Source organism: Azospirillum formosense (genome assembly GCF_040500525.1).
Taxonomy (GTDB): Bacteria; Pseudomonadota; Alphaproteobacteria; order Azospirillales; family Azospirillaceae; genus Azospirillum; species Azospirillum formosense_A.
Genome location: NZ_CP159404.1, coordinates 656,617 through 678,114, shown reverse-complemented (window position 1 = coordinate 678,114; position 21,498 = coordinate 656,617). Strand labels below are relative to the sequence as shown.

Annotated in this window: 18 protein-coding genes; 10 read left to right on the top strand and 8 right to left on the bottom strand. The window is 69.1% G+C overall.

Annotation, left to right across the window (positions count from 1 at the left end; all coding sequences use genetic code 11):
- Positions 1-55: 55 nt before the first annotated feature.
- The 4 genes from ABVN73_RS23720 (at position 56) to ABVN73_RS23705 (ending at position 4,341) form a co-directional block, all read left to right on the top strand.
- On the top strand, positions 56-1,135 hold the full coding sequence (locus ABVN73_RS23720) for a GDP-mannose 4,6-dehydratase (protein ID WP_353861047.1): 1,080 nt from the start codon (positions 56-58) through the stop codon (positions 1,133-1,135).
- A 27-nt stretch (positions 1,136-1,162) separates the two neighbouring features.
- Entirely contained in the window at positions 1,163-2,170 is a 1,008-nt protein-coding gene (locus ABVN73_RS23715) for an SDR family NAD(P)-dependent oxidoreductase (protein WP_353861046.1), read from the top strand.
- Between the two features lie 80 nt (positions 2,171-2,250).
- A complete protein-coding gene (locus tag ABVN73_RS23710) occupies positions 2,251-3,687 on the top strand; it encodes a UDP-glucose/GDP-mannose dehydrogenase family protein (RefSeq protein WP_353861045.1) in 1,437 nt (478 codons plus the stop codon).
- A 123-nt stretch (positions 3,688-3,810) separates the two neighbouring features.
- Positions 3,811-4,341, top strand: coding sequence for a DNA-binding response regulator (locus ABVN73_RS23705; RefSeq protein ID WP_353861044.1), 531 nt, complete (start codon positions 3,811-3,813; stop codon positions 4,339-4,341).
- Here ABVN73_RS23705 and ABVN73_RS23700 read toward each other — a convergent pair.
- The gene (locus ABVN73_RS23700) at positions 4,310-5,023 is read right to left on the bottom strand and encodes a response regulator transcription factor (RefSeq protein WP_353861043.1); all 714 of its coding nucleotides are present in this window, start codon (positions 5,021-5,023) and stop codon (positions 4,310-4,312) included. The two genes, ABVN73_RS23705 and ABVN73_RS23700, sit on opposite strands and share 32 nt — an antisense overlap.
- Positions 5,024-5,829: 806 nt before the next feature.
- Here ABVN73_RS23700 and ABVN73_RS23695 point away from each other — a divergent pair.
- Positions 5,830-6,597 carry a response regulator transcription factor gene (locus ABVN73_RS23695; RefSeq protein ID WP_353861042.1) on the top strand — a complete coding sequence of 256 codons (768 nt, stop codon included), beginning with the start codon at positions 5,830-5,832 and terminating at the stop codon, positions 6,595-6,597.
- 203 nt (positions 6,598-6,800) lie between these two features.
- Here the strand turns inward: ABVN73_RS23695 and ABVN73_RS23690 are convergent, their stop codons facing one another.
- Positions 6,801-7,673, bottom strand: a complete 873-nt coding sequence (locus ABVN73_RS23690; RefSeq protein ID WP_353861041.1) for a response regulator transcription factor — start codon at positions 7,671-7,673, stop codon at positions 6,801-6,803.
- Between the two features lie 355 nt (positions 7,674-8,028).
- Entirely contained in the window at positions 8,029-9,546 is a 1,518-nt protein-coding gene (locus ABVN73_RS23685) for a right-handed parallel beta-helix repeat-containing protein (RefSeq protein ID WP_353861040.1), read from the bottom strand.
- A 205-nt stretch (positions 9,547-9,751) separates the two neighbouring features.
- Between ABVN73_RS23685 and ABVN73_RS23680 the strand changes: the two genes are divergently transcribed.
- Positions 9,752-11,548, top strand: coding sequence for a glycoside hydrolase family 15 protein (locus ABVN73_RS23680; protein WP_353861039.1), 1,797 nt, complete (start codon positions 9,752-9,754; stop codon positions 11,546-11,548).
- 72 nt (positions 11,549-11,620) lie between these two features.
- On the opposite strand, the gene ABVN73_RS23675 is transcribed toward ABVN73_RS23680, so the two are convergent.
- Entirely contained in the window at positions 11,621-12,934 is a 1,314-nt protein-coding gene (locus ABVN73_RS23675; RefSeq protein WP_353861038.1) for a BON domain-containing protein, read from the bottom strand.
- Between the two features lie 531 nt (positions 12,935-13,465).
- Between ABVN73_RS23675 and ABVN73_RS23670 the strand changes: the two genes are divergently transcribed.
- Together ABVN73_RS23670 and ABVN73_RS23665 are read left to right on the top strand one after the other, a co-directional pair.
- Positions 13,466-15,076, top strand: a complete 1,611-nt coding sequence (locus ABVN73_RS23670; protein WP_353861037.1) for a ribonuclease J — start codon at positions 13,466-13,468, stop codon at positions 15,074-15,076.
- A gap of 125 nt (positions 15,077-15,201) precedes the next feature.
- On the top strand, positions 15,202-15,531 hold the full coding sequence (locus ABVN73_RS23665; RefSeq protein ID WP_353861036.1) for a hypothetical protein: 330 nt from the start codon (positions 15,202-15,204) through the stop codon (positions 15,529-15,531).
- Positions 15,532-15,577: 46 nt separating this feature from the next.
- On the opposite strand, the gene ABVN73_RS23660 is transcribed toward ABVN73_RS23665, so the two are convergent.
- A complete protein-coding gene (locus ABVN73_RS23660) occupies positions 15,578-15,907 on the bottom strand; it encodes a hypothetical protein (protein ID WP_353861035.1) in 330 nt (109 codons plus the stop codon).
- A 146-nt stretch (positions 15,908-16,053) separates the two neighbouring features.
- On the opposite strand from ABVN73_RS23660, the gene ABVN73_RS23655 reads away from it, so the two are divergent.
- Entirely contained in the window at positions 16,054-16,668 is a 615-nt protein-coding gene (locus ABVN73_RS23655; protein WP_353861034.1) for a class I SAM-dependent methyltransferase, read from the top strand.
- A gap of 45 nt (positions 16,669-16,713) precedes the next feature.
- Here the strand turns inward: ABVN73_RS23655 and ABVN73_RS23650 are convergent, their stop codons facing one another.
- The 3 genes from ABVN73_RS23650 to ABVN73_RS23640 all read right to left on the bottom strand — a co-directional run bounded on the left by ABVN73_RS23650 (position 16,714) and on the right by ABVN73_RS23640 (position 21,262).
- The gene (locus ABVN73_RS23650) at positions 16,714-17,676 is read right to left on the bottom strand and encodes a hypothetical protein (protein WP_353861033.1); all 963 of its coding nucleotides are present in this window, start codon (positions 17,674-17,676) and stop codon (positions 16,714-16,716) included.
- Between the two features lie 174 nt (positions 17,677-17,850).
- The gene (locus ABVN73_RS23645; protein ID WP_353861032.1) at positions 17,851-18,039 is read right to left on the bottom strand and encodes a hypothetical protein; all 189 of its coding nucleotides are present in this window, start codon (positions 18,037-18,039) and stop codon (positions 17,851-17,853) included.
- A gap of 157 nt (positions 18,040-18,196) precedes the next feature.
- A complete protein-coding gene (locus ABVN73_RS23640; RefSeq protein ID WP_353861031.1) occupies positions 18,197-21,262 on the bottom strand; it encodes a PAS domain-containing protein in 3,066 nt (1,021 codons plus the stop codon).
- On the opposite strand from ABVN73_RS23640, the gene ABVN73_RS23635 reads away from it, so the two are divergent.
- Positions 21,203-21,340, top strand: coding sequence for a hypothetical protein (locus tag ABVN73_RS23635; RefSeq protein ID WP_353861443.1), 138 nt, complete (start codon positions 21,203-21,205; stop codon positions 21,338-21,340). The two genes, ABVN73_RS23640 and ABVN73_RS23635, sit on opposite strands and share 60 nt — an antisense overlap.
- Positions 21,341-21,498: the final 158 nt, after the last annotated feature.

Sequence of the window (21,498 nt, the reverse complement as noted above, 5' to 3'; positions counted from 1 at the left end):
CCGCCTGACACCCTCTGCCCAACCGGTAAAAGCCGCAGCAATGGAGAAGAATCCTATGGAAGGCAAAACGCTCGTGACCGGCGGGGCCGGCTTCGTCGGCTGCAATCTGGTCAAGAACCTGCTGGAGGACGGGCGCGACGTCGTCGTCCTGGACGCCCTGCTGCGGCCGGGCAGCGAGCGCAACGCGGCGTGGCTGCAGACCCTCAACGCCGGCTCCCGCCTGACCTTCATGAAGGCCGACGTGCGCGACTTCGCCGCCGTCAAATCCTGCATGGCCGGGGCGGAGGAGGTCTACCACCTTGCCGGGCAGGTCGCGGTGACCTCGTCACTGGACGACCCGCGCACCGACTTCGACATCAACGCGCTCGGCACCTTCAACGTGCTGGAGGCGGCGCGCCGCATGAAGACTCCGCCGAAGGTGGTCTTCACCTCGACCAACAAGGTCTATGGCGGGCTGGAGCATGTGGCGGTGGAACAGACCGGCAGCCGCTACCGCTTCGCGGACCGCCCGCTCGGCGTTTCGGAGGCGGAGCCGCTGGACTTCCATTCGCCCTACGGCTGCTCCAAGGGGGCGGCGGACCAGTATGTGCGCGACTACGCCCGCATCTACGACCTGCCGACCGTCGTCTTCCGGATGAGCTGCATCTACGGCCCGCGCCAGTTCGGCAACGAGGACCAGGGCTGGGTCGCGCATTTCATCATCTCGGCGCTGAGCGGGCGTCCGATCCACATCTACGGCGACGGCATGCAGGTGCGCGACGTGCTGTTCGTGGAAGATCTCGTGCGCGCCTTCCGCCTCGCCACCGAGAAGATCGAGGTCAGCCGCGGGCAGGTCTTCAACATCGGCGGCGGGCCGGAGAACACCATCTCGGTCTGGCGCGAGTTCGGGGAGATGCTGTCCACCCTGCGCGGCGCGCCGGTGGAGGCCGACTTCTCCGATTGGCGGCCCGGCGACCAGCCCTGCTACGTCAGCGACATCCGCAAGGCGGAGCAGGTCCTCGGCTGGCGCCCGCAGGTTGACCGCGACACCGGCATCCGCCGCCTGTGGGACTGGGCGGAGCGCTATCTCGCGCAGAACGGCCTGCCCACGGACCAGACCCAGTTGGAAGCGGGCCGCATCGCCCTCAGCGCGTAATCCCATTCCTGTGCGGTGGAGGAATCAATGGACGTTCTTGTAACGGGCGGGGCCGGGTTCATCGGCTCCCACATCACGCACCGCCTCGTGTCGCTGGGCCACCGGGTGACGGTGATCGACAACGAGTCCACCGGGCTGCGCTCCAACGTACCGGCGGAGGTGCGCTACATCCGCGGCGACGTCACCAACCCCGCCGACCTCGATGCGGCGTTCGAGGAGGTGCCCGACGCGGTCATCCACATCGCCGGGCAGGTGTCGATCATCCGCGCCTTCAGCAACCCGGTCGGCGACCTGCGCACCAACGTGGAGGGGACGGTGAACGTCCTCCAGCAGTGCGTGGAGCGCGGGGTGAAGCGCCTTCTCTACGCCAGCTCGATGAGCGCCTACGGCAACGCCGAGGTGGTGCCGACGCCGGAAGACACCCCCTGCTCCCCGGTGTCCTACTACGGGGTGACGAAATACGCGGGCGAGCGCTACGTCCATCTGACCGCGGCGCGGCCCGACCTGCCGGGCGGTCTGGCCGTCACCTCCTTCCGCATGTACAACGTCTACGGGCCACGGCAGGCGGTGGACAACCCCTATCAGGGGGTGCTGGGCATCTTCCTGGGCAACATCATCCGCGGCGAACCGATCCGCATCTACGGCGACGGTAAGCAGACCCGCGACTTCGTCTTCATCGACGACGTGGTGGACGCCTGGGTCGGCGCGCTCGACAACCCGGCCAGCCACGGCAGGATCTTCAACCTCGGCAGCGGGCGGCAGACCAGCATCAGCGAACTGGCCGACCTCGCGCTGGGGGCGCTGGGGCGCACGCGGGCCGACCATCCCGTGCTCTACCACCCCGAACGTCCGGGCGAACAGCGCAGCGTGCAGGCGGACGTGACCTACGCCGGGGCGGTGCTCGGCTGGACGCCGCGCACGCGGTTGGAGCAGGGGCTGGCGGAAACCGTGCGCTGGGCTTTGCGCGAGAACGGCCGGGACGATGTCCAGCCGAGCGGCCAAGCGAACGGCATGGCAGAGCGCGCCGTGGCCTGACGGTCAATTTTCAAGCCGGCCAACCTTCGAGCCGGCCAGGGATGGCTTCGGCAACGCCATCAAGCAACAGGAGTGGAAGAATGCGGATCGCGGTTGTGGGGACCGGCTATGTCGGCTTGGTGTCCGGCGCCTGCTTTGCCGAATTCGGCATCGACGTGTGCTGTGTGGACAAGGACGAAACGAAAATCCGGCGCCTGAGGGGCGGCGAGATCCCCATCTACGAGCCCGGCCTCGACGTCCTCGTGGCGCGCAACATGGCGGCGGAGCGTCTGTCCTTCACCTCCGACCTCGCGGTCGCCATGGAGGGGGCCGACGTGGTGCTGATCGCGGTCGGCACCCCCTCCCGCCCCGGTGACGGCGGGGCCGACCTGACCTATGTCCACGCGGCGGCGGCGGAGATCGCGCGGACGATGTCCCGCTACACCGTCATCGTCACCAAATCGACGGTGCCGGTCGGCACCGGGCGCCATGTTGCCGCCATCGTGCGCGACATCAACCCGCGCGCCGAGTTCGACGTGGTGTCCAACCCGGAATTCCTGCGCGAAGGCTCGGCCATCGGAGACTTCATGCAGCCCGATCGCGTGGTGATCGGCGCCGACTCCGAGCGGGCGCGGGTGGTGATGGACACCCTCTACCAGCCGCTGATCCGCGCCGGGACGCCCTTCGTGCGCACCGGGATCGAGACGGCGGAGCTGACGAAATACTCGGCCAACGCCTTCCTCGCCTTCAAGATCACCTTCATCAACGAGGTGGCCGACCTGTGCGAGCGGGTGGGGGCCGACGTGCAGGACGTGGCGGCGGGGATGGGGCTGGACGGGCGCATCGGGCGTCCCTTCCTGAACGCCGGGCCGGGCTTCGGCGGTTCCTGCTTCCCCAAGGACACCGAGGCGCTGGTGCGCACCGGGCGGCAGCACGGCGCGCCGGTGCGGCTGATCGAAACGGTGGTGGACGTGAACCGGGCGCGCAAGCGGCTGATGGCCGGGCGGATCCTCCAGGCCTGCGGGCCGGACGCGGCGGGCAAGCGCATCGCCGTGCTGGGCATCACCTTCAAGCCCGACACCAACGACATGCGCGAGGCGGCGAGCCTGGAGATCATTCCGTTGCTTCAGCAGGCCGGCGCCACGGTCCACGCCTACGATCCCGCCGGCATGGAGGAAGGGCGCCACCTGCTGCCCGGCGTGGTCTGGCACGACGATGCCTACGCCCCGCTTGCCGAGGCCGACTGCGTCGCCATCCTGACGGAATGGAACGAGTTCCGCGCGCTGGATCTGGGCCGCGTCCGCAGCATGATGCGCCGCCCGGTGATGGTCGATCTGCGCAACGTCTACGACCCGGCCGCCATGGCGGCGGCGGGGTTCCATTATGGCTCCGTGGGGCGGCGCGATGTGCGGCCCGACGCGGCGAAGCGGCGCAAGGCGGCGGAGGCGATGCTCCTCAGCAACAGCTTCGCGGGTGACGCCTGTGTCCTGCCCTTCTCCGGACAGCTCGCGGCCGCCGCTTCCGACCTGGCGGATTGACGCGGGCTCGGTGCCCGTGGACTCCGGCCACGCACCGGTGCCCTGACCGGGCCGTCCCCGCTCCGGCGGCGGCGGCCCGGCGCGGGGGCCGGCTGGGATCTCCCGATTCCGAAAGACACAGCCATGTTCGGGTTGGACGCGTTGGCCGGCATCCGTCGAGACTTCATGCCCCGTGCGCCCGCCGGCGCGCGGGGCGGCGCCCATCCTCCCCGTTCCGATGAACGGACCGGCGGGCGGACGCCGATCGCCGTGCTGCTGATCGACGACCGCACGCTGTTCGGCGAAAGCCTCGCCGCGGCGATCAACGCCTTCGCGCCGGACGTGGCGGCCAGCCACCAGCGCAGCAGCACGGCGCTGGCCGACCTTCCCGCCGCCCTGCGCGGCGCCGATGTGGTTCTGGTGAGCATCGGGCGCGCCGACCCGGCCAAGGGCGGCATCGGACAGTTGCTGGACGCGCTGTCCGGCGGCCCGCCTCATCCTCCCGTGGCGGTTCTGGCCGACCGTCCCGGTGTGGCGGTGGCCGCCGCCGCGACCCGTCTCGGGCTGCGTGGGGTGCTGAGCGGACGGATGCCGCTGGCCGAGGTGATCGCCGCCCTGCGGCTGATTCATAAAGGCGGCACGGTCAGTCCGGATCCCGGCTCCGATTCCCGCTGATCGGCTCGCGAGCGGGCGGTTCGGCCGGCTGCCACGCCTTGCGCACGGCTTCGGCGCGGTTGGAGGCGCCCAGCGCCCGCAGGATGCCGCGGACATGGACCTTCGCGGTGTTCTCGCTGATCCCCAGCTCCTGCGCGATGACGCGGTTCGATTTCCCTTCGCGAAGCCGTTGCAGCACGCCGCGCTGACGCGCGGTCAGCGCCGCCCCGCCGGACGGCGCGGGCGGGTCGTCCTCCGTGGCCTCGCCACGCTGCAGCAGGCGGTTCAGGAAGGGGGAGGGGAAGAAGGTCCCGCCGCCGGCCACCAGACGGACCGCCTCGCGGGCGACGGCGAGACCGACGCTGGTCGGAAGGCACCCCCGCACGCCCAGACGGCTGGCCTCCAGCGGCAGATCCGCCTCATCGCCGTCGGACAGGACGACCAGCGGCGTGCCGCCGAAGGCACCGGCAAGGCCGCGCAGCGTCACAAGGACGCTGCCTCCGGGCGGAGTCAGGCTGGCGATGTTGCACAGCACGACGGCGGGCCGGGCTCCGGCGGCGAGGATCGCCTTCGCCTCGTCGAGGGAGGCCGCGGTCCGCACCTGGAGGGACGGATCCCGCAGGCTGAGGCCGGCGGACAGGCATTCGCGGGTCAGGGGGGTGTCATCGAGAAGAAGGGCCGCGACGCCCCGATGCTCGTTCATCGAACCGGGCACTGAATCAGGCATTGAACCGGCGACCGAACCGGGAGCGTGTGCACCGCCGCGGGGTGATGGAGCCGGCTTCCCGTTCGATGCCATGAAGAATGTCTCCCGACCGGTTTCCCAAACCCGATGCTGCACTGCACCCTTGCGACGGTCAACGTCAATCCCGTGCAGAAATAACCAGGACGGCCCTCGCCTTTACCTCCTATTTGAAACACTTCCCGTCGAAATTCGTGTATTTCGGTGAGGTTCCGGTGGTGGACATCCGGAAGCGCAGCGTTTTGTCTCCCTGATTTTTCCATTGGTCAGAGCGTGCCGCACCCTGACTTGCGCCATTCGGGACTGTTCTTTCGGGCGCCAAAGAGAAGCCGGCAGGCCGGAGGCCCCATCCGGCCCGGTCGCGGGATGAGGCTCAGTGCACGGTCTACGCCTTCCCCTCCGCACAAAGGCGTACGATCCCTGGGGAAGACGGCCCGAAGGGCGCCGAAATAGGTACGGACTAAAACGCGGACCTGTCACAACTTTGCGTCGAAGTGCGTATTTACCGGGCCTGTTGTTCTGGTAACGTTGGAAACATCAAATGCAAATCGCGCAAGCATTCCTGATGATCTTCCAACAGAAACACGCCAACCGGTCGGCAGGGAAAGGCGCTGAGAATGAAAAAAATGAAATCTTTCCGAGTATCCGCGAGCGGACGCGCTCACCCGAAAATTGAAACCCCTCTCCCCGGCGATGGCGGATCGCGGTCCGCAATCCTGGTTTGAAGAGATGGGAAGAATTGGCGTTTGACCGAAAAGGGGGAGCGGATGACGACGGACATCGAACATCAATCAGGGATCGCCCCAGGGATCGTGCCGGGCATCGCTCCAGGCATCGCCGTGGTCCTGGCCGACCCGAACAGCCTGACGCGGGACTGTTTCTCGCTCGGGCTCGGCACGCTGTGCCGGGACATGACCGTGCGGTCGGTGGCCTCGCTGAGGGACGCCGCCGGTGTCCTGGCGCGGGACGGGCGGCCGGAGGTCGTGTTGTGCAACATCGGTGCGCAGACAGGGCTGAACGACGTCCTGTGCGCGGCCATCCGCGACGCCGTGTCGGCCTGCCTGCCGGTGCCGCTGGTGATCATCTCCGACCGCGACGACGGCGGGATGATCTTGGAAAGCCTGCGCCTGGGCGTGCGCGGCTACATCGTGCCCAGCCTCGGGCTGGGGGTCATGCTGGAGGCGATCCGGCTGGTCGCCGCCGGGGGCACCTTCGTGCCGGCCACGTCGCTGCAATCGCTGATCGCGCCGGTGCCCGGCGGCATCGCCGTCCCGCCGCCGCCGCCGGGCGCCGACCTGCCGGTGACCGACCGGATCGGCGGGCTGACGCCGCGGGAAATGGCCGTGCTGACCTGCATGCGCGAGGGCAAGTCGAACAAGCTCATCGCCTACATGCTGGGCATGTGCGAGAACACCGCCAAGGCCCATGTGCGCAATGTGCTCAAGAAGCTTGGCGCCACCAACCGGACGGAGGCCGCCTTCATGGCGCACGCCCATCTGTCCCGCGGCGCGCCCCTGGAGTCGAATCAGCCCTGAGCGGACGGTCCCTGACGGACGAAGGGGCGCGGGAAAACGGTGCGGGGCGCCCCCGCGCCATTTTCCTGCGTTTTGCTGCGCCGGCTCATACCGCCGAGCGTGAATCCTGACCCATCAGGTTTTCGCTCGCCCTCAGGCGGCCTGCGCGGCCGCCGTCACGGCCCTTGCCGTCGAGCGCAAGTCGGAACCTCCGCTCGGCGGCATCACTCCTCCTCGCGCATGACGCGGCAGACCGCTTCCGTCCGGTTGGTGGCGCCGAGCCGCCGCAGGATGTTCCGCACATGCACTTTGACGGTGCTTTCCCGCATGCCCAGCTGGTGGGCGATGACCTTGTTCGGCTTGCCTTCCTGAAGGCATTCCAGGACGGCGATCTGGCGCGGGGTCAGTTGGGTCAGGTGGGGCTTGCCGTTGACCGCGGGCGCCGGCACGGATAACGCGGCGTGAAGCAGCGGCTCCGTCACCGTGCCCTGCTCCAGGATCAGCCGGTGCAGGATGGTCGCCGGAACGAAGATGCCGCCGGCCGCCACCAGACGGATCGCCTCCAGCGCCATGGTGAGTCCGACGGTGGTGGAGATGTAGCCGTGCGCGCCCTGCCGGATGGCCTCCAGCGCGGTCGCCGTCTCGTCGGAATCCGACAGCATGATGAGCGGAATGCCGCCCAGCACCTCCAGAAGCTCGGCCAGCCTCGGCCGGAACTCCGGATCGGAGGCGAGCCGCCCGCTGAAATTGGCCAGCGCCACGTCCGGCGCGCCGTCCCGCCGCACCACGCTTTCCAGATCGGCCAGGGACGCCGCCGTCAGCACCCGTACCCCCCGGCCGCACAGGTTCAGGCTGGTGGACAGGCTTTCCCGGGTGAGCGGCGTCTCGTCGTGCAGGATGGCGGTGACGATCTGATCCTCCCCCAGGGGCCGTCCGCCGCCGGACATCCGGTAATAGGAGCCGAGCGGGCCGGAATCGTTCATCGGGGCGGCGGCCAGGGGAAAGGCGGCCAGGATGCGGTTGGGCGTGATGGTCGTGAAGGATGGGGTGCGGCGGGCGGCGTCGGGCGAGCGCGCTCCGTCTTTGCACGGCAACATACAAGACCTCCTTCTGCCACACGCCATGGACACGCCGAACCGCGGAGCTGGCCAGGACCGCCGCCAACATCGCCGTCAACATCACTGTTGCGAAGACTTTGGCCCTGTTCGGTCAAGTGAACCGGATCGCGAGGGAAAGCGATGCCGCGAGAGGATCTTGCGACTGCTTCCATGCTATAACATCCCAGGAGTTTTTGACCGTCAATCGCAAACAAGATCATAATACTGTACGCTGATATCCGCAAAATACCTCCAAATTAGTAAGTTTTTCAAAATTGTAACAGTGCTTTGCGGATTTTTGATTGATGGGTCCTGATAGACTTTCTCTCTATGGAAGTAAAATGGAGGCGCTCGATCAGCGTTTTCCTTCCGTCAGCATCCCCGAGGGGCAGGCCAGCGGCGTCTTCGGGGGAAGGCCGCCCTGGACGACGCTTGCCGTCTCCTGCCCCTGGGCGCGGATGGCGTTCCAGTCGGCCTCCGCGTCGTTCCAGAACCAGACCCGCTCCCCCGGATCGGCCAGATGGTAGCGGTTGCCGTAGAGCCGGTTGCCGGCGGCGACCGCCGCGTTGTCGGTGTCCACGTCGGTAACGGCGCCAACGCGCGCGTCGGCGTTGCGGATGACGATGCGGTTGTCGAAAATCTCGTTGCCGACCGCGGGGGTGTAGGGCGCGCGGTCCTGGGACACCACCGTCACCGCGTTGCCGTAGCCGGCCGGCACGTCGATGTCGTTGCCGTAGACCTTCACGCCGCGCGCGCTGGAGATTAGGATCTGGGCCCCCCAGAACCAGCCCTGGCCGCGCTGCCCGTTGTCGGCGACCCGGTTGCCGCGGATCACCCCGTCGTAGCTGATTTCGTAGGTGATGCCGTTGTCGGCGTTGCCGAAGACCAGATTGTCCTCGATCACCAGCCGGTGGACATCAATGTCGGCCCAGAGTCCGGCCCCCACATTGTCGTGGACGCAATTGCCGCGGAGGAGCCCGCCGCCAGCGGATTCGGTGATCTTGCCGCCGCCGCCCTCCCAATGGAAATCGACGCCGGCATAGCCGTTGCGGGCGATCTCGTTGCCGGCGATCAGAAAATCCGTCCCCGAACCGGAAAAGCCGGCGTGGCCGTTGTCGAGGATGCGGTTGCCGAGGATGCGGCTGCCGTTGCCGGCGTTGACGCCGACCCCGTGGTTCAGGCGCAGGACGCTGTTGCGGACGGTCCAGCCGGGGCCGAACTCCGCGTCCACGGCGGCGGCCTGGATGGGGGCGGCGTATTTCTCGATGGTCAGCGCCTCGATCACGACGCCCGACGCCGTGCCCCCGAAGGCGCGGGGGGTGACGCTGGTCTCGACGGTGCGCCCGGCGGGATCGTCGCCGATCACGATCTCGTCGGCGCCGTAATCGAAGAACCAGCGTCCCGGCCCGACGGCGGCCCGGCTGCCGACATGCAGCAGCGGCGCGTCGTCGATGAACAGGTCCTCCGGGCGGGCGCAGCGGGGGAAGCCCGGGCGGCAGAACTCCGCCGCGTTGACCCGGCCCTCCTGGGTCTGTCCGCGGGCGATCCAGACGGAGCCGTGGCGGACGAAGGCGGTGAGCCGCCGCGCGCCGCTCAACACGGCGCCGGGTGCGCCCGAGAAGCGGTTGCCGTCCTTCGGAACGATGGATTGCAGGCGGTGGACGCCGGCCTCCAGCCGGAAGCGCGTGCCGGGAGGATGGCGGTCCACCGCCGCCTGGATGTCGGCGCCGGGCCGCAGGGAGACGGTGGGAGGCTCCGTTCCCGCCGCCGCCGTCGCAAGCCCGGCCAGCACAAGAGCGGCACAGAGAGGAATCGTCGCGAGGCGGGCAGGGCGGGGTGCGTGCCGCCGGGCTGTGGCGCGTCCGGTGTCCATGATGGCCTCGCGGCGTCGTCCGCGGCGAGGCGGATCGGAGGGGCGGATCGGAAAGGCGGGCGAAAACGCTACCACGCGGGACCGGCGGCCAGAATCGTCAAACCGGATGACCGACCTTGGTCTGGGCGGGGCCTCGGCCGAAGGGAACCGGAACCGCCGCGGGCCGTTGCCCAAGAGCACATCCCCAATCGTTCGAGAGCGTGCCATGGCCTCCCGCATCGAGGATTATGCCCTTCTGGGAGACTGCGAAACCGCAGCCCTGCTGTCCGCCGAAGGTTCCATCGACTGGCTGTGCTGGCCGCGCTTCGATTCCGACGCCTGCTTCGCGGCACTTCTCGGCACGCCGGAGAACGGGCGCTGGCTGCTGCGCCCGAGCGACCCCGACGCCCGCACGACCCGGCGCTACCGCGGCGACAGCCTGATCCTGGAGACGGAGTTCGAGACGGCCGAGGGCGCCGTCACCATGATCGACTTCATGCCGCCGCGCGGCGAGGCGTCGGATGTCGTGCGCATCCTGCGCGGGCGGCGCGGGCGCGTCGCCATGCGGATGGACCTGACCCTGCGCTTCGGCTACGGGCACGTCGTGCCGTGGGTGACGCGGATCGGCCCGAGCACGCTGCGCGCCATCGCCGGGCCGGACATGGTCGTCCTGCACACCAGCGCCCCGATCCACGGCGAGGATCTGAGCACGGTCGCCGATTTCACCGTGGCGGATGGCGAGAGCCTCAGCTTCGTGATGACCTATTCTCCCTCGCACCTGCCTTTGCCTGAGCCGGTCGACGCCGAGCAGGCCCTGGCGGAGACCGAGCGGTTCTGGGAGGAGTGGAGCGGGCGCTGCGCCTACGGCGGCCCCTGGCGGGACGCGGTGGTGCGTTCCCTGGTCACGCTGAAGGCGCTGACCTACCGGCCGACCGGCGGCATCGTCGCGGCGCCGACCACCTCGCTTCCCGAGCAACTGGGCGGGGTGCGCAACTGGGACTACCGCTATTGCTGGCTGCGCGACGCCACCTTGACGCTGCTGGCGCTGATGAACGCCGGCTATCTGCAGGAGGCGCGCGACTGGCGCGACTGGGGCATGCGCACCATCGCCGGCAGCCCGCAGCAGATCCAGATCATGTACGGCATCGCCGGAGAGCGGCGCCTGCTGGAATGGGAGGTGCCGTGGCTGCCGGGCTACGAAGGCGCCAGCCCGGTCCGCGTCGGCAACGCCGCGGCCCCGCAGCTCCAGCTCGACGTGTATGGCGAGATGATGGACGCGGCGCACCAGGCGCGGATGCGCGGCATCGAGATCCAGCCGGAGGCCTGGCACGTCCAGTGCGCCTTGCTCGACCACATGGAATCGGTGTGGGACCAGCCCGATGAGGGAATCTGGGAAGTGCGCGGCGGGACGCAGCATTTCACCCATTCCAAGGTGATGGCCTGGGTCGCCGTGGACCGCATGGTGAAGAGCGCGGAGAAGTTCGGCCTGGACGCCCCGTTGGAGCGCTGGAAGGCGCTGCGGCAGGCCATCTTCGAGGATGTCTGTGCCCACGGCTTCTCGAAGGAGCGAAACAGCTTCGTTCAGCATTACGGGGCCAGCCATGTCGATGCGGCTCTGCTGATGCTGCCGATGGTCGGCTTCCTGCCGGTGGACGATCCCCGAATCCAGGGCACGGTCGCGGCCATCGAGGAGGAATTGCTTCAGGACGGGCTCGTCCTGCGCTACCGGACGGAGAGGACCGACGACGGGCTGCCCAACGGGGAAGGGGTGTTCCTCGCCTGCTCCTTCTGGCTGGCCGACGTCTATGTGCTGCAGGGGCGCAAGGCGGAGGCCGAGGCGCTGTTCAACAGGCTGCTCGCCCTGCGCAACGATCTGGGGTTGCTGTCGGAGGAGTACGACACGTCGGCGAAGCGGCTGGTCGGCAACTTCCCGCAGGCCTTCTCGCACATCGCGCTGATCAACACCGCCTTCAACCTGACCCGCGCCGAGAAGCCTGCGGAGCAACGCCAGGACGGCGACTGACGCCGGACAGGAAAAGCCCCTCCCGCCGGTGAAGGCGGGAGGGGCGCGTCGGGTACGGTCAGGCGGGAACGGTCAGCGGATGTTGCTGCCGGTCGTGCTGCTGCCCGTGGTGGTGCCCGTGGTGGTGCTGGAGGCGCCGGTGCGGCTGGTGCTGTCCGAACTGCCGGAGGTTCCGCTCATCCCGGTGCCGGACATGCCGGTCCCGGAGGTGCTCGACGTGCCCGTCGTGGACCCGCTCATGCCGGTGCCGCTCATGCCAGTGTTCGAGGACCCGGTGGTGCCGAGCCCGGCCATCGCCGACGCACCGGCGGTGGTGCCGGTGCCGCCGAAGGTCTGCTCGCGGACGCGCAGGTTGTTCTGCACGTGGCGGACGCCGGAGATGGTCTCGGCCATGTCCTCGGCGCGGCGCTTGGTCCGGCGGTCGCCCACCGTGCCGCTCAGCGTGACCTCGCTGTTGCTGACGGTCACGTCGATCTCCGACGCGTCGATGTAGGGATCGTCGGTCAGGCGGTCGTTCACATCCTCGCGGATGCGGTCGTCGGAGCGGGTGTAGCCGCGCGGCCCGCGGCCCCGGTGGTGCTGGGCGCCGGGATCGTCGTTGCGGGCGTCCATGCGGCGGCGGCGTTCCGCGTCCTCGTCACCGAACCAGGAGGCCACCTCGTCGCCCGCCCGTTCGAAGAATCCGCGGTCCTCGTTGCGGCCGTAGCCGCTTCCGCCGCCGTAGCCCATCCGGCCATAGTCGCGGTTGCCGTAATCGCGGCTGCTGTAGTCCCGGTTCCCATAGCCGCGGGAGCCGGAGCCGTAGTCCATGCCGCCGTAGTCGCGGCTGCCGTAATCGCGGCCGCCATAGGCCCCGCTGCCGTAATCGGAGCGGCCGAAGCCGCCGCGGTAACCGAAGTCCTGGCCGTAGTCGCCACGGTCTTCGTAGTTCTGGCGGTCATCGCGGGAGCGCCAGTCGCGCTGGCCCTGGCCGAAGGAGCCTCGGGACCCGTAGTCGCGGCCATAATCGGAGCGGCCATAATCGGAGCGCCCGTAATCGCGGTTGCCGGAGCCCTGACCATAGGAGCCCTGGCCATAGGAACCCTGGCCGTAGTCGCCCCGGCCTTCCTGCTGGCGCCAATAGTCGCGGCCGTAATCGAAGCCTTCGCGGCCCTGGCCCTCATAACCATAGCCCGGCTGGCGGCCGCCGCCCATCATGCCGGAACGGCCGGCCTGACCTGATCCGGATTGGCCCCAATTCGATTGACCGAACTCGTCCCGGCCGCGGTTCTGGTGGGAACCGGCGCTCCACTCGCGGCTTTCGCCGCGTCCGCGGTCGCGCTCCCACCGGTCGTCGTCGCGGCGGGCGCCCTGGTCGTTCCTCCACCTGGATTCATAGTCGGACATGGGATGCTCCCCATTTGGACAGTGCCCGTTCGCCGGGCGTCCGCAAACAACAGGGCAGGCGCCGAAGGATCGCGGGCCGGCGCTGGCTTTGCCATCTCTTTGCCATGCGCTCCGCACAGGCCAGCCAACCGGAAGCCGTCCGGGAGCCCGCAACCCCGCAATCCGCGCGGCCCATGCCGTTTCGCGCCGACGCGGCGATTTCCGCGCGCGAACCGTCTCCTGAACGGCCCCTTGAACGCCGCCGCGAAGGAAACATATGTGCAACACCGCCGGCGGATGGCCGTAACCTTCGGGTGACCGACCGGCGAAGCCCTTTCCGGGTCGTGATTCAGCGGTTGACCGGCGTCGCCATCTGGATTACTGGCTCGAACACCGCTCTCCCTGGCCGGTTCGGCCGGCTGCCTCGACCCATCCCCACGGTCCTGGCGCCGCCGATGGCCGGGGAGACCCCGAGATCCGCATCGACACGCGATGCACGCCCGTCCGGCAGCGTTGAATGCCGGCTGAGATGTTGTGAAGCAAGAAGGACGTATGACGTTTGATAACAAGCGCCGCCGCGCGGCGCCCAAGGGCGGCAACCGCCCGAACTCGAATTTTGGCGGCAACCGCCCGAACACGATTGTTGGTGATGTGCGCAGCGGCAAGTCCGGCGGCCCGCGTTTCCAGAAGAACCAGAACCCCAAGCCCTACGAGCGTCCCAAGGCGACCCGTCCGCCGGGCGCTCCGGTTCCCGGCCCGGTGCCGGGCCACGACGAGATCCTGTTCATCCCGCTCGGCGGCTGTTCGCGCATCGGCATGAACATGGCGCTCTACGGTCATGCCGGAAAATGGCTGATCGTGGACGCCGGCGTCGCCTTCATGGGCGACGAGGCGCCGGGCATCGACAGCCTGATGGCCGACCCCTCCTTCATCGAGGAGCGGATGGACGAGGTGGTCGGGCTGGTCGTCACCCACGCCCATGAAGACCACATCGGCGCCATCCACCATCTGTGGCCGGGGCTGGAATGCCCGATCTACGCGACCCCCTTCGCCGCGCACGTCATCCGTGACCGGCTGAAGGAGACCGGCGGCCTGCGCCATGCCCGCATCCGGGTGTTCGAGCCGGGCGCCTCCTTCGAGATCGGCCCCTTCGGCATCGAGACCATCACCGTCACCCACTCGATCCCCGAGCCGGTGTCGGTGGCGATCCACACCAAGGCCGGCACGGTCCTGCACACCGGCGACTGGAAGTTCGACCCGCACCCGCTGGTCGGCCCGACCATGGACCTGGACGCGCTGAAGCGGCTGGGCGACCGCGGCGTGCTGGCGATGATGTGCGACAGCACCAACGCCAACGTCGACGGCACCACGGGGTCGGAGGCGGATGCCCGCGCCGGCCTGATCGAGGCCTTCGCCGGGCGCAAAGGCGCCATTGCGGTGACCGGCTTCGCGTCCAACGTCGCCCGCATGCAGGCGGTGGCGGAGGCCGCGGCGGCCCACGACCGCAAGGTGGTGCTGGTCGGCCGCTCGATGCTGCGCATGGAGAAGGCGGCCCGCGCCAGCGGCTATCTGGAAAAGGCTCCGGAGTTCATCTCCATCATGGAGGCCTCCTGGACGCCGCGCCGGAACCTCGTGTTCCTGTGCACCGGCAGCCAGGGCGAGGAGCGGGCGGCGCTGAGCCGGCTCGCCCGCGACGGCCACCGCGACCTGTGGCTGGAGAGCGGCGACACGGTGATCTTCTCCGCCCGCGCCATCCCCGGCAACGAGGTGGTGCTGGCCGACGTGCAGGACCATCTGAAGGCCAAGGGCGTGACGGTGGTGACCCCCGCCGACGCGCCGGTGCATGTGTCGGGCCACCCGAAGCGGGACGACCTGATCCGCATGTACGACCTGATCCGCCCGCGCTTCTCCGTGCCGGTGCACGGCACGATGGAGCATCTGGAGGCCCACGCCCGCCTCGCCCGCGCCTGCGGCGTGGAACGGGCGCTGGTTCCGGAGGACGGCGACATCCTGCGGATCGCCCGGGAAGGCACCGCGGTGATCGGGCACATGGAGGCCAAGCGCCTCGCCAACACCGGGCGCGAGCTGATTCCCTGGACGGGCCTGCCCGTCGCGGAGGACGCCGACGTCCTGGCCGACGCCGTGGAGCCGATGGCCGCCTGACGCGGCCATCTTCCCTCGCCGCCACGTTTCATCGGGCCACGAATCACCAGAAGGGGGACACCCGCCCTCCGTTCGCGCGCACCAGGGGCCGGTTCACGGCCCTGTTTTTTCTTGGAGAGTTGCCAATGGCTGGCTATCCCGCCGACCGGCTTTCCTTTCCCGACATCCTCGATCCGGTGCTGGAAGCGCCGGAGGGGGACGACACCGCCCTCGACCTGGCCATCAACGAGGTGGCCGAGGCGCTGGCCGACAGCGGGACCCTGATCGTCGACGCCCTGGGCCAAGCGGCCTATGGCGTGACCGACGAGGAGGCCGTTCTCGGCCTGATCGACACATACATCCGCGTCCTCCTGCATCTCGGCGAGGTCGAGGAGGCGGCCGACATGGGCGAAGTGATCGAGCGCATCCAGAGCTTCCAGCGCCGACGCAAGCGCCGCGGCTCGCGCGCCTCCTGACCCCGTCTCCCCTCGGACCGGCCTTCTCCGCGGACCGGCCCTTTCCTCAGACCGGCGGAACCGTCCCGCCGGTCAGCCAGCGGTTCGCCAGGGCGCGCAGCCGGGCGGTCTGCTGCCGCTGGCGGTAGACGGACACGGCGTAGCCGATTCCGATGAAGCCGACGATCACCACCCAGAAGCCGAACAGGTAGCGCCAGTCCGCCCCGGCGGTCAGCAGCACCAGCAGGACCAGAGTCACCACACCCGCCACCACCCCGCCGATGATGCGCATCCGCAGGAAGGCGGCCTCGTCGCTCTGTTCGAAATCCTCGGCCAGCGCCTGGATTTCCAGGCCGGCCTGACGGCGGGCCTCCGCCGCCGGGTTCAGCGCATCCATGCCATCTCCATTCCGTTTCGGGCTTTGGACCCCAGGCGCGATGATCCGTCACATTCGCCTGCTATGAAAGGAAGAACAGGCGAAACGCGCTTCCGGCCCTCCGCGCCATCGCTGCGGGCCGGCCGCGCCGGCGGAGGCTTCGAACCATGCAGACCGGCTATGTGCGTACCTACGAACGCATCGCCCCGCTCTACGACGCGTTGGACCTCGGCTATGAGGTGATGTGGAAGCGGCGCCTGCGGCGGGGCACGTTCCAGGGCCTGTCCGGGCGCATCCTCGACGCCGGGGCCGGCACCGGCTGCAACATCCCCTTCTACCCAGCGGGCGCCCACGTGACCGCGGTGGACGCCAGCCCGGCCATGCTGGGCCGCGCCGCCCGGCGGGCGGACCGGCTGGGGCGGGCGGTGGAGTTCCAGGTGCTGGATCTCGCGGCCACCGGCTTTCCCGATGGCCACTTCGACCATGTGGTGGCGACCTTCGTCTTCTGCGTCCTGCCGGAGGAGCTTCAGGTGCCGGTGCTGCGCGAGATGCGGCGCATCCTGAAGCCGGAGGGGACGCTGCGCATCCTCGACTACACGCAGTCGGAGCGGGCGGCGGCCCGTCTGTGGATGCGCGTGGTGTCGCCCTGGCTGAGCTTCGCCTTCGGCGCCCGCTACACCGCCGGCTACGAGGCCCATCTGCCGCGGGCCGGCATGGGGGCGGTGGAGAGCCGCTTCGTGATGGGCGATTGCGTGAAGCTGGTGGAGGCCCGCGCGGCCTGAGCCGCCGGGCCCAAGTCCGGACGCACGCTCGACGGCATCACCCGGTCAGCCGGCGCGCCGCCGCTCGTGCGCCGGGCCGCCGAAATGGTCGAGCGCCTGGGCCAGCGCGTCGTCGAACACCTCGGCCTTCTCGGTGAAATAGTCGAAGTAGCCGTAATGGCGGCGCAGCGGCAGTTCGGTCAGGGAGCGGATGCGGTAGGCCGGGTCGTTGAGCGTGCCGCGCTCCATCAGCTCGATCACCCGGCGCAGCCGCGCGACCTCCGCCTTGTAGGAGTTGGCGAACCACTGGCGGATCTTCCAGTTCTCCACCTCCAGCTGGTTGCGCGGCACCGGCCCGATCCACGAAACCGGGAAGGGGGCGGCCACCGTCACCTCGTCGAAGCCGTGCAGCTCCGACAGGACGATGCTGCGGTGATACGCGCCGTCGATCAGCCCGCCGGGCGCCTCCTCGAAGCCGTAGAGATAGAGCCAGAGGGCGCTTTCCACCGCCTCGGCGGTGATGTCCTCCAGCCCGACCTCGCCGGCCATCAGGCGGCGGGCGGCGGCGTTGCCGTGGAGCAGCCCGTTGCCGGAGCGGAAGTCGTAGGTGTTGAAGACGACGCCGACCTCGGCCTCGTTCAGGGTGCGGGCGATCTCGGCCACGGTGTCGCGGTCGCGCACCGGGGCGTATTGGCGGGCCGGCATCAGCCGCTCCAGAACCGCCGAGGGCGACAGCGGGACATCCAGCCAGCGCCGCGCATGCTCGCCCAGCACCGGACGGAACACGCCCTTGTGCCCGAACAGGGCGGTCTGCCACGCCTGGAGCAGCCCGCCGGACGCCCCCGTGTGTTCGAGAAGCAGGCGGCGCACGTCCTCGCCGCGCAGCCAGGCGGCCAGCACGACGATCTGCCCGGAGGTGACCGTGAACAGGTCGGGCATCCGCTCCAGGCGGTCGAGCGCCGTCAGCACGCCCGCGCCGTGCAGGTTGAATCCACCGAAGCCGCCCAGGGCGACCGCTCGTTTCTGCATGTCAAAAACTCCAACCGAAGAACAACCGGCCCGCGCGGCGCCGCTGTCGCGAACCGCCGCCGGGCCGGCGCCGCCGCCTTGCGCCCGCAAAAGGGGTGCGCCCCCGAAAGGGCCTCCCGGGCGTGGCGGGGCGTTACTGCCGCTGTGTCAGGGAAAAATCCGGGATGGCCGTCGTCAACCGGCGGCCCGGCCGCCACCGAGGTGGCGGGGATCGATGTCCGCCGTCCGTCCTTTGACGAACGCGGCCAGCCGGCCCAGCAAGGCGCGGAGATGGTCGGCGCGCAACCGTGCCGCCTTGCGGCGGATGCGCTGCAGCTCGCGTTCGGAGGGAAGGGCGGAAGCGAAGTTCGAAGGCGTGTTCATAAGGGACCTCCTCAAAGGATTGAGAAGGCGTCTCCCCCTGGAGAAAGGGCTTATCGTTATGTTGCAGTGCACAATATAGGGCAGCGCCACTGCCCCGTCAAGGCTGGTCCGCTTTTTGTCCACCGCCCCCGGCTACGGCCGCCGGTCGGGAAGCGGCTCAATCCCCGGTCTGGCTCAACGGGTTGTGGTTCAGGAGATCCTGGATGGCGCCTTGCAGCTGCCGTGGCGTGATCGGCTTGCGCACCACGGCGAGTCCAAGCGCCGCCGCGTCGCGGTCGCAGTCCGTGCCGATCTCGCCGGTCAGGATGATGGCGGGAACCGGCGAGCCGACCTGCCCGCGGATTTGCACGATGGCGTCCGTGCCGATCCGGCCGTTGCGCAGCCGGTAATCGGCGATGATCAGGTCGGGCCGGCGGGCCAGCCCGCGCAACCGTTCCAGCGCCTGCTCGGCGGAGCCGGCCACCACGACCTCGTACCCCCATTCTTGGAAGATGGTCCGCAAGCCCATCAGGACGATCACGTCGTCCTCGACCAGAACGGCCAGCCGGCCGTCGCCGGACGGGGCGGCCTCGGCCTCGGGGGCGGGAAGGGGCATGGCCGGGGCGGCGGCGCGCGGCGCCTCGATGGAGAAGACCGAGCCGTGGGCCGGCTCGGAGCGGACCGACACCGGATGGTTCAGCAGCCGCGACAGCCGCTGCACGATGGCCAGCCCCAGCCCGAGCCCCTGGCTGCGGTCGCGTTCCGGGTTGCCGACCTGATGGAACTCCTCGAACACCTTGGTCTGCTGCTCGGCCGAGATGCCGATTCCGCTGTCCTGCACGGTGATGCGGACGGTCCCGTTCGACGCCTGGCAGGACACGCGGACATAGCCCGCCTCGGTGTAGCGGATGGCGTTCTCCACCAGATTGCGGAGCATCCGGCCGAGCAGCAGCCGGTCGCTGCGCACCGCCAACTCCGGGGCGGGTTGGGCGACGGCGAATTCCAGCCCCTTGCTGGCGGCGATGGGGGCGTAGGCCGCCTCGATTTCCTCCAGCAACGGGCGCAGGGGCAGCGTGCCGACCTGCGGTGTGATGACGCCGGCATCCAGGCGGGAGACGTCGAGCAGGCTGTCGAGCAGATTCTTCAGCGTCTCCAGCGCCCGCTCCAGGGAGGCGAGCGGGCCGCGCCCCTTTTCGGGATCGACGTGGCGTTGCAGGACTCCGGCGAACAGCAGGGCGGATTGCAGCGGCTGGCGCAGGTCGTGGCTGGCCGCGGCCAGGAACTTCGACTTCGACACATTGGCTTCGTCGGCCTTGGCCTTGGCGTCGCGCAGAGCCTCCTCCATCGCCTTGCGCCCGGTGATGTCGAGGTTCAATCCGCTGAGCCGGACCAGACGGCCATTCTCATAGACGGGGCGCCCGATCGCCATGATCCAGCGCACCCCCTCGCGCGGGTGGAGGATGCGGAACTCCCCCCGGTAATCGGAGCGCCGGGCCTCCAGCACGTCCTTCGTGAAGCGGCGCACCGTGTCCCGGTCGGCCGGGTGGACCAGCTCAAAGAAGCTGTTCTCGCCGGGCGTGAAGGTGTCCGGGGTGACCCCGTACAGCCGGTACATGCCGTCCGACCAGGCCAGCGTCCGGTCACGCAGGTCGAAATCCCAGATGCCGGCTTCCGACGCGGCCAGCGCGATGGTCAGCCGCTCCTCGCTGCGGCGCAGCGCCTCCTCCAGCGCCTTGCGCTCGGTGATGTCGAGGTTCAGGCCGCTGAAATGCAGCGGTGTGCCGTCGGGGCCATAGCTGACGCGCCCGATCGACGAGACCCAGCGGATGGCGCCGCCGGGCTGGATGATGCGATACTCCAGGCGGATGTAGGCGCGCCGCTCGGCGAGCATTTCCGTCTGGGCCTTCAGCGTGGCGATGTCGAAATCGTCGGGATGGACCACCGACCGCCAGACGGCGCTGGTCGGCTCGTGCACGGCGGGATCGAGCCCGAAGATGAAGAAGGTCTCCTCCGACCAGTGGCCCTGGCCGGTCGTCAGGTCCCAATCGAAGGACCCCGCCCTGGCCGATTCCAGCGCGAGGCTCAGCCGGTCCTTGCTCTTGCGCAGGTCGTCCTCGGCCTGGCGCCGCCGGGTGATGTCGAGAAGATAGACGGACATGCCGTCGGCGTTGGGAAAGGCCCGCATCCAGAACCAGCGTTCGGTGCGCGCGCCCCGGAACTCGGCGTCGGTGGGCGTCTGATCGACCATCGCCTGATGGGCCTTGTGCCACAGCGGGGTGTCGACCAGCTCCGGAAAGGCGTCCCACAGCGACCGGCCGCGCAGGTCGCGGCCCTGAGCGATCAGGGAGATCGCCTTGTCGTTCAGGTAGGTGAAGCGCCAGTCGCGATTCAGCTCGATCACGCCGTCCACCGTGCTGCCGAGCACCGCGGCCATGCGCAGCGCGTTGCTGCGCGCCAACTCGTGCGCGCGCAGGAAGCGCCACAGGCTCCAGCCGACGGTCAGCCCGGCGAACAGGAAAAGCCCGCCGAAGATCACGAGGGTGCGCCGTGCCGCCTCGTTGACCGGCGTCATGGAGCGGTCCTTGTCGAGGCTGACATGGACATAGAGGTTGGGGACGCCGGCGGCCAACGGAGACACCGCGGTGACCCGCATCCGGCCGTCCGGTCCGGGCGCCTCGACCACGCGCCGCTCCCCACGGTCCAGCATGGCCTGGTAGGGCGTGGTCAATGGCTTGCCGACGGTGTCCGGCGTGTCCGGCTGGTGCGCCAGGACGATGCCGGACCGGTCGGCGATCACCACCTCCGAGTCGTCGGGCAGGTTCTTCTGGCGCAGGAACAGGTTCAGCCAGGTGGTGTCGAGCAACACGGCGACCACCCCCGCCGGAGCGCCGGTCTCGTCCCTGTAGGCCAGGGCGAAGGGGATGGAGGGGCGCCCGGTGGTGCGGGACGTCAGGGTGGCTCCATTGGCCTGCTTGCCGCTGGCCAGCGCCTCCTGCCAATAGCTGCGGTCGGCGACCGACAGGCCGCGCGCCTGCGGTTCGGTGGAGCACCAGATGGTGCCGGACCGGTCGCTGACGCTCACAGCCAGGTAGGGGGGGTACTTGGCCTTGATCCGAAGAAGTGTCTCCTGGCAGGCCGCAGGAGGCAGCCGGCCGACTCCCATTTCGGTAAGAGCAACCAGGACGTGTTCAATGTCATCCGCGATGCGCTGCTGTTCGGACTCGACCTGATCCAGAAGTTGCATCGAATCCGCGCGGATTTCCGCTTCCCGGGACTTGCGCAATTCCAGGATGCTGTGCACCTCAAAGGCGATCAGTGGTAACGCAACCAGAAGGAAAAGAATCGACAACCGACGCGCTGACCATCCAGGCCGCTGGTCCGGCTCGCTGGTCTTCACCCGTATCTCCTTACTCCACCCCTCTTGAGGCGAAGATTGCCAGAATACGATGGTAATGGAAACAGGCTGTCCGCTCTATCCCG

What these genes read in the sequence shown, in the direction of transcription:
- ABVN73_RS23660 (WP_353861035.1), bottom strand. Translation starts at nt 15,907, where the DNA reads ATGGATGCGCTGAACCCGGCGGCGGAGGCCCGCCGTCAGGCCGGCCTG.
- ABVN73_RS23640 (WP_353861031.1), bottom strand. Translation starts at nt 21,262, where the DNA reads ATGCAACTTCTGGATCAGGTCGAGTCCGAACAGCAGCGCATCGCGGAT.
- ABVN73_RS23720 (WP_353861047.1), top strand. Translation starts at nt 56, where the DNA reads ATGGAAGGCAAAACGCTCGTGACCGGCGGGGCCGGCTTCGTCGGCTGC.
- ABVN73_RS23645 (WP_353861032.1), bottom strand. Translation starts at nt 18,039, where the DNA reads ATGAACACGCCTTCGAACTTCGCTTCCGCCCTTCCCTCCGAACGCGAG.
- ABVN73_RS23700 (WP_353861043.1), bottom strand. Translation starts at nt 5,023, where the DNA reads ATGAACGAGCATCGGGGCGTCGCGGCCCTTCTTCTCGATGACACCCCC.
- ABVN73_RS23690 (WP_353861041.1), bottom strand. Translation starts at nt 7,673, where the DNA reads ATGTTGCCGTGCAAAGACGGAGCGCGCTCGCCCGACGCCGCCCGCCGC.
- ABVN73_RS23650 (WP_353861033.1), bottom strand. Translation starts at nt 17,676, where the DNA reads ATGCAGAAACGAGCGGTCGCCCTGGGCGGCTTCGGTGGATTCAACCTG.
- ABVN73_RS23695 (WP_353861042.1), top strand. Translation starts at nt 5,830, where the DNA reads ATGACGACGGACATCGAACATCAATCAGGGATCGCCCCAGGGATCGTG.
- ABVN73_RS23710 (WP_353861045.1), top strand. Translation starts at nt 2,251, where the DNA reads ATGCGGATCGCGGTTGTGGGGACCGGCTATGTCGGCTTGGTGTCCGGC.
- ABVN73_RS23715 (WP_353861046.1), top strand. Translation starts at nt 1,163, where the DNA reads ATGGACGTTCTTGTAACGGGCGGGGCCGGGTTCATCGGCTCCCACATC.
- ABVN73_RS23665 (WP_353861036.1), top strand. Translation starts at nt 15,202, where the DNA reads ATGGCTGGCTATCCCGCCGACCGGCTTTCCTTTCCCGACATCCTCGAT.
- ABVN73_RS23680 (WP_353861039.1), top strand. Translation starts at nt 9,752, where the DNA reads ATGGCCTCCCGCATCGAGGATTATGCCCTTCTGGGAGACTGCGAAACC.
- ABVN73_RS23705 (WP_353861044.1), top strand. Translation starts at nt 3,811, where the DNA reads ATGTTCGGGTTGGACGCGTTGGCCGGCATCCGTCGAGACTTCATGCCC.
- ABVN73_RS23675 (WP_353861038.1), bottom strand. Translation starts at nt 12,934, where the DNA reads ATGTCCGACTATGAATCCAGGTGGAGGAACGACCAGGGCGCCCGCCGC.
- ABVN73_RS23670 (WP_353861037.1), top strand. Translation starts at nt 13,466, where the DNA reads ATGACGTTTGATAACAAGCGCCGCCGCGCGGCGCCCAAGGGCGGCAAC.
- ABVN73_RS23655 (WP_353861034.1), top strand. Translation starts at nt 16,054, where the DNA reads ATGCAGACCGGCTATGTGCGTACCTACGAACGCATCGCCCCGCTCTAC.
- ABVN73_RS23685 (WP_353861040.1), bottom strand. Translation starts at nt 9,546, where the DNA reads ATGGACACCGGACGCGCCACAGCCCGGCGGCACGCACCCCGCCCTGCC.